At 59.1% G+C, this 13539-nt stretch carries 13 protein-coding genes and 1 pseudogene; 8 read left to right on the top strand and 6 right to left on the bottom strand.

Going from position 1 to position 13539, the window contains the following annotated elements; genetic code table 11:
• Positions 1 to 38 precede the first annotated feature (38 nt).
• The gene (gene leuB / locus NXC14_RS21675; protein WP_085779877.1) at positions 39 to 1151 is read right to left on the bottom strand and encodes a 3-isopropylmalate dehydrogenase; all 1113 of its coding nucleotides are present in this window, start codon (positions 1149 to 1151) and stop codon (positions 39 to 41) included.
• Between the two features lie 246 nt (positions 1152 to 1397).
• Here leuB and NXC14_RS21670 point away from each other — a divergent pair, with 246 nt between their 5' ends.
• Complete coding sequence (locus NXC14_RS21670; protein WP_085779876.1) at positions 1398 to 2330, top strand: pyridoxal-phosphate dependent enzyme; 933 nt, start codon at positions 1398 to 1400, stop codon at positions 2328 to 2330.
• Positions 2331 to 2727: 397 nt separating this feature from the next.
• On the opposite strand, the gene leuD is transcribed toward NXC14_RS21670, so the two are convergent.
• From leuD to NXC14_RS21655, 3 genes are all read right to left on the bottom strand, one after another.
• Positions 2728 to 3336, bottom strand: a complete 609-nt coding sequence (leuD, locus tag NXC14_RS21665) for a 3-isopropylmalate dehydratase small subunit (RefSeq protein WP_085779875.1) — start codon at positions 3334 to 3336, stop codon at positions 2728 to 2730.
• 135 nt (positions 3337 to 3471) lie between these two features.
• Entirely contained in the window at positions 3472 to 3891 is a 420-nt protein-coding gene (locus tag NXC14_RS21660; RefSeq protein WP_085779874.1) for a glyoxalase/bleomycin resistance/extradiol dioxygenase family protein, read from the bottom strand.
• A 108-nt stretch (positions 3892 to 3999) separates the two neighbouring features.
• Positions 4000 to 4233 carry a hypothetical protein gene (locus tag NXC14_RS21655; protein WP_085779873.1) on the bottom strand — a complete coding sequence of 78 codons (234 nt, stop codon included), beginning with the start codon at positions 4231 to 4233 and terminating at the stop codon, positions 4000 to 4002.
• Positions 4234 to 4346: 113 nt separating this feature from the next.
• On the opposite strand from NXC14_RS21655, the gene NXC14_RS21650 reads away from it, so the two are divergent.
• Entirely contained in the window at positions 4347 to 5252 is a 906-nt protein-coding gene (locus NXC14_RS21650; RefSeq protein WP_085779872.1) for a CoA ester lyase, read from the top strand.
• Entirely contained in the window at positions 5252 to 5458 is a 207-nt protein-coding gene (locus NXC14_RS21645; protein ID WP_009996762.1) for a DUF1737 domain-containing protein, read from the top strand. The genes NXC14_RS21650 and NXC14_RS21645 overlap by 1 nt, the downstream gene beginning before the upstream one ends.
• Before the next feature lie 23 nt (positions 5459 to 5481).
• Here the strand turns inward: NXC14_RS21645 and NXC14_RS21640 are convergent, their stop codons facing one another.
• Entirely contained in the window at positions 5482 to 5919 is a 438-nt protein-coding gene (locus NXC14_RS21640; RefSeq protein WP_085779871.1) for a metallopeptidase family protein, read from the bottom strand.
• 162 nt (positions 5920 to 6081) lie between these two features.
• Here NXC14_RS21640 and NXC14_RS33465 point away from each other — a divergent pair, with 162 nt between their 5' ends.
• From NXC14_RS33465 to bfr, 5 genes and pseudogenes are all read left to right on the top strand, one after another.
• Entirely contained in the window at positions 6082 to 7035 is a 954-nt protein-coding gene (locus tag NXC14_RS33465) for a hypothetical protein (RefSeq protein ID WP_245362116.1), read from the top strand.
• A gap of 40 nt (positions 7036 to 7075) precedes the next feature.
• Positions 7076 to 8494, top strand: a complete 1419-nt coding sequence (locus tag NXC14_RS21630; protein WP_245362171.1) for a DNA polymerase Y family protein — start codon at positions 7076 to 7078, stop codon at positions 8492 to 8494.
• Positions 8491 to 11946: an error-prone DNA polymerase gene (locus tag NXC14_RS21625; RefSeq protein WP_085779868.1), complete on the top strand. Its 3456-nt coding sequence runs from the start codon at positions 8491 to 8493 to the stop codon at positions 11944 to 11946. Before NXC14_RS21630 ends, NXC14_RS21625 begins: the two co-directional genes overlap by 4 nt.
• A 99-nt stretch (positions 11947 to 12045) precedes the next feature.
• Positions 12046 to 12454, top strand: a pseudogene (locus NXC14_RS21620) ((2Fe-2S)-binding protein).
• A complete protein-coding gene (bfr, locus tag NXC14_RS21615; protein ID WP_064805736.1) occupies positions 12420 to 12905 on the top strand; it encodes a bacterioferritin in 486 nt (161 codons plus the stop codon). The pseudogene NXC14_RS21620 and the gene bfr overlap by 35 nt, the downstream one beginning before the upstream one ends.
• Before the next feature lie 81 nt (positions 12906 to 12986).
• Here the strand turns inward: bfr and NXC14_RS21610 are convergent, their stop codons facing one another.
• Positions 12987 to 13520, bottom strand: coding sequence for an RNA pyrophosphohydrolase (locus tag NXC14_RS21610; protein ID WP_085779867.1), 534 nt, complete (start codon positions 13518 to 13520; stop codon positions 12987 to 12989).
• Between the last annotated feature and the right edge of the window lie 19 nt (positions 13521 to 13539).

The raw sequence follows: 13539 nt of genomic DNA, 5'->3' as shown, positions 1-13539 counted from the left end.
GTGATGCGAAGGGCGGGAGCTGTTTCACGTGAAATATATCAGGCCGAAAGCGCCTTGAATTCGGCGAGGATTGCATCGCCCATCTCGACCGTGCCGACCTGCCGGCAGCCGTCGGCCATGATGTCGCCGGTGCGGATGCCCTTGTCGAGCACGTTGGCGATCGCCTTTTCCAGGTCATCGGCTTCCTTGACCATATTGAAGGAATAACGCAGGCACATGGCGAAGGAGGCGATCATGGCAATCGGGTTGGCAATGCCCTTGCCGGCGATGTCGGGGGCCGAGCCGTGCACCGGTTCATAGAGCGCCTTGCGCTTGCCGGTCTTACCATCCGGCGCGCCGAGCGAGGCCGAGGGCAGCATGCCGAGGGAACCGGTCAGCATGGCGGCGACGTCTGAAAGCATGTCGCCGAAGAGATTGTCGGTGACGATGACGTCGAACTGCTTGGGCTGACGCACCAGCTGCATGCCGCCGGCATCGGCCAGCATATGTTCGAGCTCGACGTCGGAATATTTCGCCTTATGCGTTTCGGTCACCACCTGGTTCCAGAGCACGCCCGACTTCATGACGTTGCGCTTTTCCATGGAGCAGACGCGGTTCTGCCTTGTGCGGGCCATTTCGAAGGCGACGCCGGCGATGCGCTCGATCTCGTAGGTATCGTAGACCTGCGTGTCGATGCCACGCTTCTGGCCGTTGCCGAGGTCGATGATCTCCTTCGGTTCGCCGAAATAGACGCCGCCCGTCAGCTCGCGGATGATCAGGATGTCGAGGCCTTCGACCAGTTCCGGCTTCAGCGACGAGGCCGAGGCAAGCGCCGGATAGCAGATGGCGGGACGCAGGTTGGCGAAGAGCTGCAGGTCCTTGCGCAGGCGGAGCAGGCCTGCTTCCGGGCGCACTTCGTAAGGTACGCTATCCCATCTGGGACCACCGACCGCGCCGAAGAGAACGGCGTCGGCGGCAAGCGCCTTCTGCATGTCGGCTTCCGAGATCGCCGCGCCATGGGCATCGTAAGCGCAACCGCCGACAAGGCCTTCGTCGGTTACGAAACCGGCATTCATCGCCTCGTTCATATAGGCGATGATCTTGCGGACCTCGCCCATCGCCTCGGGACCGATGCCGTCACCCGGCAGCAGGAAAAGATTGCGCGCAGTCATGAAACCCTCCTGGAAAAACAAGTTGCGGCTTCTTAGACCCCGGAAATAGGCATTTCAAGCGAGAGAAGGGTTGAATCAGTACGCTTCAATCCTCTGCGTCGGCCCGATTTTTCGGCCGATTCAGAGATTGAAAGCATAACAGCGTCCCTTGCGCGTCTGAAAGCGTGGGCCTGTAGGTCAGGAAGGTTGCTCCTGTGCCGGCAAACGGATTAGAACCGTCGTCTCACTTATCTCTTGGATGTTTGCATGGCTTCAGCACCCCTCCATCTCGACACGCCCCTGCTTCGGACATCCGCCGGCTATAGCGCCAGCGGCAAACCGCTCTGGCTGAAGCTCGATGCGCTGCAGCCTTCCGGCAGCTTCAAGCTGCGCGGCGTCGGCCGGCTGTGCCAGCAGGAGGTGAAAGATGGTGCGCGCGAGATCTTCTGCGCCTCCGGCGGCAATGCCGGCATTGCCGCGGCCTATGCCGGCCGGGCGCTCGGCGTGCCGGTCACGATCGTCGTGCCGGAGACGACGGCGGCCGATGTTCGGCAGTCGATTGCCGCAATCGGCGCAAGTGTCCTCGTCCACGGAGGCGTTTTCGACGAAGCCAATGCCCACGCGGTCGAACTCGCCCGCAGCCGCAAGGCGACCTATGTGCACCCTTTTGACCATCCGCTTCTGTGGGATGGTCATGCCACGCTGATCGATGAGGTCGTTGCGAAGGGTGCGACATTCGATTGCGTCGTCACCAGCGTCGGCGGCGGCGGGCTGCTGGCCGGCATTGTCGAAGGGCTGAAGCGGAACGGCCTTTCCGGTGTCCCCGTCATCGCAGTTGAAACCGAAGGGGCGGCGTCACTTCACGCAAGCCTCAAGGCAAACGAGCGCGTTACCCTTCCCGCCATCACCTCGATTGCCACGTCGCTCGGTGCACGGCAGGTGGCGCAGCATGTCTTCGATCTACCGAAGCAGCATCCGATCGAAAGCGTTGTCGTCAGCGACGCCGATGCCGTCGCCGCCTGCCTGAAATTTGCCGATGCGCATCGCATCCTCGTGGAGCCGGCCTGCGGTGCCGCCCTTGCCATTGCCGATGTGCATGCCGGGCTGCTTCAGCGCTTTGACAATCCACTGATCGAAGTCTGCGGTGGCATCGGCGTGTCGCTCGAAAAGCTGAGGCTTTGGAAGGAGAAGTTTCTCTGAGCTGTGGCCTCTCGATTCCCTCTTCTCCCCTCGGGGAGAAGGTGCCCGTAGGGCGGATGAGGGGGCCGGCGGAATCGGCCTTTCCATAGCGCTCATGCCGGTTTCGGCCGTATTGGCGCCTACCTCGGCAATATCTAGAGACAAGGCGCTGCCGTCAGACGTGGCAGATAGGTTCTGACCGGAGGGGTGATGCCGTGTGGCCCCCTCATCCGCCTGCCGGCACCTTCTCCCCGCTGGGGAGAAGAGGAAATGCCGCGCCATCTCCGTTCCTCGCCCGCTCTCGGCATTGCGAGCCCTCTTGCCGCGAGCGGAGTCCGGGTCGAGACGAAGTAGCGAGTTTGTCAGCAAGCTAAGCCGCGCGAAAGCCCGGCCTGATCGGCAGACAACCCGTCAGGGGTCAAGCCGCCCAGGGATGCGACGCGGCGTTCTTCTTTTCGAATTCGTCAATCGCCTTGCCCTTTTCCAGGGTCAGGCCGATATCGTCGAGGCCGTTCAGCAGGCAATGGCGCTTGAACTCGTCGAGATCGAACTTGATGGAGCCGCCATCGGGGCCGGTGATCTCGAGGTTTTCAAGATCGATCGTCAGGATAGCGTTCGAGCCGCGCGAGGCGTCGTCCATCAGCTTGTCGAGATCTTCCTGGCTGACCTTGATCGGCAGGATGCCGTTCTTGAAGCAGTTGTTGTAGAAAATATCGGCAAAGCTGGTGGAGATCACGCAGCGAATGCCGAAATCGAGCAGTGCCCAGGGAGCGTGCTCGCGCGAGGAACCGCAGCCGAAATTGTCGCCGGCGACAAGGATCTTGGCATCGCGATAGGCCGGCTTGTTCAGCACGAAATCGGGATTTTCGGAGCCGTCTTCATTATAGCGGGCTTCGGCGAAAAGGCCCTTGCCGAGACCGGTGCGCTTAATGGTCTTCAGATAGTCCTTCGGGATGATCATGTCGGTGTCGATGTTGACGACCGGCAGGGGCGCTGCAACGCCCGTGAGCTTCACGAATTTATCCATGACCTATGCTCCATTTCAGCAAAACGTACTTTCCTGAATGTGCATCTAGTCCAGTTTTTCGCCGAAATGAAGGAGAATCTTTCTAAAATGGCGGCCACGCGACGTTCGCGTGGCCTGGGGGCGGTGCGAGGCCTGTTACTTGGCAGGCGCGTTCAAGCCCCAGAGGACGCCGAACGGATCGCGAAGCTGGCCGTAGCGATCGCCCCAGAACATCAGTTCGACCGGCATGACGACTTCGGCGCCGGCGGCCACCGCACGATCCCACCAGAAATCGATATCGTTGATAACAAGCTGGATGGCAAAACCTTCATGGCCTTTGAAGGGATGGCCGTATTCGGGATAGGCATCCGCCAGCATGAGGGAGCTGCCATTGATATAGAGATGAATATGCATCGTCCGGCCGCTTTCATCGACCGGTACCCTGTGGGCCTCTTCGGCGCCGAAGGCCTTCTTGTAGAATTCCGCGGCCTTCACCGCACCATCGACGGTCAGGTAGGGCAGCAGGCCATTCTTCACCGGCGGCAGCTTGGCCGGTTTGTCTTCCATCGTATCCATGCTCGTCCTCCATCGTTTTTGAGCGCCGGCTGAATGCCCGGCTGCTTCAAAGACGTATCACGGAAGCATGATCCGACAGTGTCGGCCAATATTTTTGAAAGCAGGATCTCAGAGATCGATGATCGTGCCGCGGCCGTCGTTCCAGACGCGCATCTCCGGCTTGCCGTTGTTTGCCTTGGCGCGCACCGGAGCGGGCTTCATCTTCATCGAAAGCGCGCGTCCGACCATGAACACGGTCAGGATGCCGCCGACGGCAAGCGTCACCGAGAAGGTGAGAAGCAGCATGGCGACAAAGAAGGTGGCGCCGGCCAGCATGAAGAAGATGGAGCGAATGTTCTGCATGGGTTTGAAACCTTTCTACAGAAAGGAATGTGGTCCTTCCTTTTCCTCTCTGCAAGGCAAGCATGGCTTTTTGTTGTCTTGCCGGGCTTTGCGAAGCTTGGCACTAATGGCTGATGAAGCAAACCACACCTCTGCGTTCCTCAAGTCTGCGCCGCTCGGTGCTGAGTGTGCCGGCCATCAATCTGCGGGCGCTCGAAAAGAGCCGCTCCCTTGATTGTGATGCGGTTATTTTCGACCTGGAGGACTCCGTCGCGCCCGAAAGCAAGGGCCAAGCGCGGGAAAATCTGCATGCTTTTTTTGGCGGACAGCCGCTCGAGGGCAAGGAAAGGATCATTCGTATCAATTCTTTGTCATCCGGATTCGGGGCGGCGGATCTCGAGCTGGTCAAGGCGCTTTTGCCCGACGCCGTTCTCCTGCCGAAAGTGGATGGATCCCAGGATGTCATCGATATTGGCGATCTGCTGGCCGATGCACAGGTGCCAGAGGAGCTGCGCATCTGGGCAATGATCGAAACGCCGCGCGGCGTGCTGAACGTCGGGGCGATCGCCGAAACCGGCCGCATGCTGGGGGCGCGGCTCGATTGCCTCGTCGTCGGCCTCAACGACCTGCGCAAGGAAACCGGCGTCCTGCCGCAGCCGGGGCGAAGCTTTCTCGTGCCCTGGCTGATGCAGGTCATTCTCGCGGTCAAGGCTTATGGGCTTGATGCGCTCGACAGCGTTTTCAACGATTTCCGGGATGGCGAAGGTTTCGACGTCGAATGCGGGCAGGGTCGCGCTATGGGTTTTTCCGGCAAGATGCTGATCCATCCCGCGCAGATTGCGGCCGCCAACCGGCATTTCGGTCCGAGTGCGGAAGAGATTGCCGAAGCGCAGGCAATCATATCAGCCTTTGCCGATCCGGCCGCCCAAGGCCTCAACGTCATCAATGCGAACGGCCGCATGATTGAGCGGCTGCATCTTGTCCAGGCCGAAGCTCTGGTTCATAAAGCCCGCCTGATTTCTGCAAGAAAGCCCGCCTGATGAAACTCTACCGCTTCCTGACCGGTCCCGACGACGCTTCCTTCTGCCACAAGGTCACCGCCGCCCTCAACAAGGGCTGGTCTCTGGAGGGCTCGCCGACCTATGCCTTCAATGCCGCAACCGGCGCGATGCAATGCGGCCAGGCCGTCGTCAAGACTGTCGAAGGCAAGGATTACGATCCGGAGATGAAGCTCTCCGAGCAATAGCGCGTTCTGCCGAACGCACGGTTTCAGCGCTCGGCGGCTTCCTCGGCGCTGGCCTCGATCCGCTCCATATCCTCATCGCTCAGCCCGAAATGGTGGCCGATCTCGTGGATCAGGACGTGAGTGATGATATCGCCGAGCGTCTCGTCGTTCTCGGCCCAATAGTCGAGGATGGGGCGACGGTAGAGGCGAATGCGGTTCGGCATTTCGCCGGTTTCCACGGTGAAACGCTCCGAAATTCCCCTGCCTTCGAAAAGGCCGAGCAGGTCGAAAGGCGTTTCCAGCGCCATATCCTCGAAAACGTCGTCATCGGGGAAATCCTCAATCTCGATGGTGAGATTGGTCGTAAGCTGGCGGAATTCATCCGGTAGATGGCTGTAAGCCTCCATGGCCAGCGACTCGAAGGTGCTGATCGTCGGCGCATGGCGGTCCTGCCAATCATCGCTCTGGTCTACGCGGGCCATGAATATTCCTTCCTTTGCGGGCCCATATAGAACCTTTGCCGCCGATTTTCGAGTGCGGAATCAAAGGCAGGAATAAATTCATAAAAAATGATTGTTGACTCTTCTTCAGCTCTCTGGAATCCATAAGAACATAACAGGAACAAGACGGACGGAGTAAACGCCATGGCGCAGAACGCCCTGGCGCGCGAGCGGCTTTTTGCGCTCCGCGAAACCATCGCCAAGCTAGAAGGAAAGCCTGCGCCGGCGCTTGCGGCAGCGGAGCGAGAAGCCATAGCTTCGGAAAAGACCGGAGAGATTCAGGAACGAAACGACCTCGGGCTTCGCCTGCCAATTGGCGTGTCACCGCTCGACGAGGCGATGGAAGGCGGCCTGCCGCTCGACGCGATCATTGAATTTCGCGCTGCAAGTTCCCGCGATGCTGGGGCGGCAAGCGGCCTGGCTATGGCTGTTGTGACGTGGATGCAGAAACAAGAGGAAGATGCCGGGAGGTCTCTGCCGCTGCTCTGGATCGGCGATGCGGTTGGCGCGCTGGAAGCAGGCCGGCCTTATGCCCCAGGGCTTAAGGATTTCGGATTGAAGCCGGAGCGATTTTTCCATGCCGCGCCGCGCAAGCTGGAGGATGCGCTCTGGCTTGCGGAAGCTGCCGTTGAAAGCGCAGCCTTCTCTGCCGTCGTCATGGAGGTGCGTGGCAATCCTCTGCATTTCGGTCTGACCGAAAGCCGTCGGCTTAGCCTCAGGGCGCGTGCCGCCCGCCGTCCGCTTTTCCTCATCCGTCAAGCCGGCGCGGAGGAAGCGAGCAGTGCTGCTTTGCGCCTTCGGGTCGAGCCGGCGCCGTCGAATCTGCGGCCGTTACCGGACGGATCGAAGTTAGCCGGCAGTATCGGTAACCCGATTTTCCGTCTCACGCTGGAGAAGAGCCGACATCCGGCTCCATTCTCCTTCCTTCTGGAGTGGAGCCCCCATGAACGCGAATTTCTTGCCGTCGACAAACCAAGCTTCACTCGGTCTCCAGGCGAAAAATCAGCGCATTCTGGCGCTCAGCTTCCCGCATCTGGCCACAGATCGCATCGCACGCAAGCGCTGGGGGCTTTCCTGGCGTTCGAAAGGGCGTCCTGAAGAACCGCCGCTCGTCTGTTGCGGCAAGCTCAACAACGCCATGCGTTTGACGGCGCTGGACGAATTCGCCGAGAGGTTGGGATTGCGGAAGGATCAAGGCGTTGCCGAAGCGCGCGCCATGTATCCGGCGCTCGATGTCATGGAAGAAGATCCTGCGGCCGACCGCCGGCTTCTGGAAGCCATTGCCGACTGGTGCGACCGTTATACGCCGATGGTGGCGTTCGATGGCAGGGATGGGCTGCTACTTGACATTACCGGTTGCGCTCACCTCTTCGGCGGGGAAAGAGCTCTTCTCAAGGATATACTGTCGCGGCTCTTCCATATGGGGCTCGATGCACGAGGTGCGGTCTCATCGACGCCGGGCCTTTCCTGGGCTGTCTCCCGTTTCGGAAACGGCGGCATCGTGGAAGACGAGGAGACGGAACATGTTTTGATGCCGCTGCCTGTCGCGGCCTTGCGCCTGGAAGAACAGATCGTCGAGGCTTTGAAAAAGCTCGGGCTCAAATATGTCGGCGATGTCATTCATGCGCCGCGGGCGCCGCTCACCCGCCGTTTTGGCCAGGCGCTGCTTCTGCGGCTCGACCAGGCGCTGGGCCGCGAGGAGGAGCCGATCTCGCCCCGGCGTCCCGTCGCCAGTCTTTCGTCCGAACGTCGTCTGATCGAGCCGATCGGAACGGAAGAACAGATCCTTGCCGTCACCGGGCGGGTTGCCGTGTCGCTGAAGCCGTCGCTGGAAGCGCGCGGTGCCGGCGGGCGGGTGTTCGAGCTAGTGCTGTTTCGTGTCGACGGCAGGGTTTTCCGCATTTCCGTCGGTGCTTCGCGGCCGCTTCGCGAGCCGAAGCTCGTTGCAGGGTTATTTTCCGAACGGCTGCATGCGATTTATGACGATATCGATGCCGGCTATGGTTTCGAGATCTTGCGCCTGAATGTGCTGCGGCATGACCCGTTCAACGACATGCAGGGCGATTTTGAAGGTGACCGGCAGGATGAAATCTCTCTTTCAACCTTCGTCGACCGCGTTTCGGCCCGTCTTGGCCGGGATTGCCTGCAAAGTTTTCAACTTCGGGAAAGCCATGTGCCGGAGCGGGCCGTGATCACGGTACCGGCCATGGAGAGCCTACCGGCATTGCAGAAAGTGAAGCAGGACAGCGCGCTTCCTTTTCGTGAGGAGCGCCCTCTGCGGCTCTTTGCAAACCCGGAGCCCGTTGAGGTCGCATTTGCTGAAGTGCCGGACGGTCCACCGCAGACTTTCCGCTGGCGGCGGACACAACATCAGGTAGCAAGAAGTGAAGGACCGGAACGGGTCGCCATGGAATGGTGGATCGATGGGGATGATGCGCAGACGCGCGATTATTTCAGAATAGAGGATGAGTCTGGACACCGCTTCTGGATCTATCGTCAGGGTCTTTATGGTGAAAAACCCGATCCACGCTGGTTCATGCATGGGGTCTTTGCATGAGGGCCGAGCCTGCATTCTTCGAAATCGGCACGAGAACGAACTTCTCGTTCCTCGAAGGTGCCTCCAGCCCGGAGGAGATGGTCGTGCAGGCCGCTCACCTCGGACTCGGCGGTCTCGGCATTGCGGACCGCAATTCGGTTGCCGGCGTCGTCAGGGCACATGCGCAGGCCGAGCAGCTTGAGGAGAGATATAAAAACAGAGATGCGATTTTGGCTCAGGCAGCGAAGGAAGGGAAAAGAGAAGAGATTCTCGATCCTATCCGGATTCAGCCGGGCGCCCGACTCGTCTTTTCCGATGAAACGCCTGATATTCTCGCCTATCCCCGCAATCGGCAGGGCTGGGCGAATCTCTGTCGTCTCCTCAGCGCGGGCAATCTGAAAGAAGAGGCAGTCAAGGGCGCCTGCATTCTGACAGAAGCAGAGCTCATGGAATGGGGCGACGAGATGATGCTCGCGCTCGTTCCGGACCGGAGCCTTATCAGCGATCCTGCCCGCCAGCCGGTGCTTGAAGACTATCTGGAGCGGTTTCGCAAACGGTTCCGCAAGGGATTTTTCATGGCGTTGTCGCCAGCCTATGACGGGCGGGACCGGCAGGCCTTTGCGGTGTTTTCGATGCTGGCCGCCCGAAACCGTGTGCCCTTGATTGCAACCAATCAGCCGCTCTACCATCACCCCGATCGCCGGCCGCTTTCTGATATCGTGATCGCGATCCGGGAACATGTGCAGATCTCGGAAGCCGGATTCCTTCTGGCGCCCAATGCCGAGCGCTTTCTCAAGGATGCACGTGAAGTATCCAGGATTTTCCGGGACTATCCTCACGCGGTCGAGAATACGCAGGTGTTTTTCGCAGGGCTGAGCTTTTCCCTGAACGAGTTGAAACATAATTATCCCGCGGAAAACGATCCCGGCGAAACCCCGCAGCAAACTCTGAAAAGGCTGACGTGGGCAGGAGCGGCAAAACGTTATCCGGATGGTATTCCCGAGAAAGTGGCGCAGCAGATCGAGTATGAGCTGAAACTCATCGGCGACAAGAATTATGCCTCCTACTTTCTGACGGTTCACAAGATCATCCAGCACGCTCGTTATCAGATTGGTGTGCTCTGCCAGGGGAGGGGGTCGGCAGCGAATTCGGTCATTTGCTTTTGTCTTGAAATTACCGAAGTCGATCCTCAAAAGAGCACGCTCCTCTTCGATCGCTTTATTTCGATGGACCGGGACGAGCCGCCTGATATCGATGTCGATTTCGAGCATGACAGGCGTGAAGATGTCATCCAGCATATTTATGGAAGGTATGGCGTCGCGCATGCCGGGCTGACGGCAGCCGTCACCAGCTATCGCACTCGTTCGGCAGGCCGCGAAGTCGCCAAGGCTTTCGGCCTGTCGGAGGATGTTCAGTCGGCCATCAGCAGTCTCGTCTGGGGCTGGTCGGAAGACAATCTCTCGGAGCGGGATGCGAAGGCGGCTGGCCTCGACATCAAAAATCCAGTGACGCGCAATGTGCTGAAATATGCATCGGAACTCCTCGGTTTTCCGCGTCACCTCACACAGCATGTCGGTGGCTTCGTCATCACGCGGGACCGGCTCGACGAAGTGGTGCCGATCATGAAGACGGCGATGCCGGATCGATACATGATCGAGTGGGACAAGGACGATCTCGACAATGTCAAGATTCTCAAGGTGGATGTTCTGGCGCTCGGCATGCTCACCTGCCTGCGGAAAGCTTTCTCGCTGCTTGAACTGCATTATGAGATCAAGAAGACGCTCGCCGATCTCGGCAATAGGGAGCATGGAGAAGAAGGCGAGCCGGTCTATGACATGATGGGCCGCGCCGATACGGTCGGGGTTTTCCAGATCGAAAGCCGGGCGCAGATGAGCATGCTGCCGCGTCTGAAGCCCAGGCGCTTTTATGATCTTGTCATCGAGGTGGCGATCGTCCGGCCGGGACCGATCCAGGGCGACATGGTCCATCCCTATCTGAAAAGACGGGAACAGACGAAAAGGAATATTCCGATCGAATATCCGAGTGAGGAGCTGAAGACGGTTCTTGAAAGAACTCTTGGTGTGCCTTTGTTCCAGGAGCAAGCCATGCAGATTGCAATCACTGCGGCAGGCTTTGCGCCAGCGGAGGCGGACCGGCTTCGACGCGCCATGGCAACGTTTAAAAGAACCGGCACGATCGGCAATTTCGAGACGCGTTTCATCGAGGGGATGACGACAAACAAGCGTTACACCAAAGAATTTGCGCAGCAATGTTTCAATCAGATCAAGGGTTTCGGTGAGTATGGATTCCCCGAAAGCCACGCCGCCTCCTTCGCGCTGCTGGTTTATGCCTCCTCGTGGATCAAAGCCTATTATCCCGATGTCTTCTGTGCGGCGCTGCTGAATTCACAGCCGATGGGATTCTACGCGCCGGCCCAACTGGTACGGGATGCACGAGAGCATGGCGTGAAAATCCTGCCGGTCGATATCAACCAGTCGGACTGGGATTGTACCCTGGAAGAGGCCGCCTTCGATCATACGGCCATTGATTTTCGGCATCGTGAAATGCGGGAAATCATCAGGACACGACATGCGGTACGGCTCGGCCTGCGGCAGATCAAGGGTCTTTCGTCCACCGATATGCAGTTGCTCGTCGACAATCGTGGAGGAGGTTACGCGTCGGTGCGTGATCTCTGGCTGCGTTCCGGGCTGCAGAAATCCGTCATCGAGCGACTGGCGGATGCGGACGCCTTTCAATCCATCGGACTATCGCGTCGCGAGGCGCTTTGGGCGGTACGGGCTCTCGATGTGAAGAGCGCAACGGAGGAACTGCCGCTTTTCGGGCAAGTGCGCCATATCGATCTGCAGCCCGAACCTCAGGCAAAGCTGCCGGATATGCTGCCGGGAGAGCAGGTGATCGAAGATTATCGCTACCTGTCGCTGTCGCTGAAGGCGCACCCCGTATCTTTCCTGCGCGACGATTTGCGCAATGCTCGCGTAACACGCAATGTCGACTTGCTGCGCGTCGCGAACGGGCAGCGGGTGACGATTGCCGGCCTGGTGCTGGTGCGGCAGCGACCGGGATCGGCCAGCGGCGTGATCTTCATGACACTGGAAGATGAAACCGGCGTTGCCAATGCGATTGTCTGGCCGAAAATTTTCGAAAAATACCGGTCGGTCGTCATGGGTGCGCGGTTGGTGAAGATCTTCGGAAAACTGCAAAGCCAGAGTGGCGTGATTCATACTGTCGTCGAGCATATCGAGGACATGACGCCTTCCCTTGGTATCCTGCAGCGCGAGGCCTGCCGTTTCGGCGCTTGCGAACGCTCGGACGAGGTATTGCGGCCCGGCGGCGACCAGCGGCAGCTTGGCGATGCGCGCAAGAGGATGGGGCGAGAGACGGCTGCCGCAAGCCGGCATACGGATGTGGCGGAAACCGCCGATGTCATGCCACGCGGCCGGAATTTTCATTGAAACGCGTCGCGCTGCCCTGACTTATCTCCACGTCTTTTGTCGTGCATGTCATCGCCTCCGAAGCGAATATTAGAAAATTTGCAACAGGCTCCGCCTAACGTGCCTTGCAGGGAAGCGGACTCGAATTTTTTCTTGACAGCAACCATCTTCTTTAGCAGAAAACACGATAGTCAGTGTCATGTTTGGAAATGAAGACGTGCTTGTCTGCAGCTGCAATTACATAACCGACAAGGAAATCCGGGAGGTTATCACCAACCTTCTCGACGAAGATTGTTGGCAGCTTATCGTGCCTGCGAAGGTCTACCACGCCATGGAAAAACGCGGCCGTTGCTGCGGCTGCTTCCCCAACGTGGTCGACATCATCATCCAGACGACCGAGGAATATCACGCCCGTCGCCACTCGACGGAGGCCGAAATATTTGATTTCATGTCGCGCTTGAAGCAGTTCCATGAGGAAAACAGGAGAGCGGACATTGAAAGGCGACAAAAAGGTCATCGAGCGGCTTAACGAGGCATTGTTCCTCGAACTCGGTGCGGTCAACCAATATTGGGTTCACTATCGTCTTCTCGAAGATTGGGGCTACACCAAACTCGCCAAGAAGGAACGCGCCGAGTCCATCGAAGAGATGCATCATGCCGACCGGCTTGTCGCCCGCATCATCTTCCTCGAAGGTCATCCCAATCTGCAGACCTTGGCCCCTCTGCGTATCGGCCAGAACGTCAAGGAAGTCCTCGAGGCCGACCTCGCCGGCGAGTACGACGCCCGCACGGCCTACAAGAAGTCGCGCGATATCTGTTATGACGCCGGCGACTATGTGTCGATGAAGCTGTTCGAAGAGCTGCTGGCCGATGAAGAAGGCCATATCGACTTCCTCGAAACGCAGCTCGATCTGCTCGAAAAAATCGGCGAAAGCAAATACGGCCAGCTCAACGCCGATTCCGCCGACGAAGCCGAATAAGCTCCTACCAGATGCCGGCCGCGTCAGGGCGGCCGGCACTCCCGTGCTCGCCGCGCCCAAATCGGAAGCATCCCGGTCTGATCAGTCCTCCGATTTCAATGCTGTCAGATGCTGGAATTCGGCGATCACCTGGTCATAGACGGCGCGTTTAAAGGGGACGATCAGGCTAGGTAGCTCCTGCATCGGCTTCCATTCCCAGGCATCGAATTCGGGATCGTGGCCGCCGGGGGGCGGGTTGATGGCGATCTCGTTCTCGTCGCCCTCGAAGCGGAAGGCGAACCAGCGCTGCGTCTGACCGCGGAATTTTCCTTTCAGTCCGATGCCGATCAGCGTCGGCGGCAGATCGTAATTGATCCAATCGCTTGCCTCGGCGAGCAGCGTCACCGTCCTGATGCCGGTTTCCTCATAGAGCTCGCGATAGGCGGCATCCAGGGGATCCTCGCCCTTGTCGATGCCTCCCTGGGGCATCTGCCAGAGCTGCGGCGAGCCGTCATATTCGGAATTGCCGTCAGGGATGCGTCGGCCGGCCCAGACCAGGCCATCGCGGTTCAGGATCATCACGCCGACGCATGGGCGATAGGGCAGATCCTCGGCTTTCACGGTCGCTTGGCTCATCTTCTTCTCCGTTGAGACA

It is taken from the genome of Rhizobium sp. NXC14 (assembly GCF_002117485.1).
GTDB lineage: Bacteria > Pseudomonadota > Alphaproteobacteria > Rhizobiales > Rhizobiaceae > Rhizobium.
The sequence above is the reverse complement of the archived record's forward strand: the minus strand, read 5'-3'. Positions and strand labels throughout refer to the sequence as shown.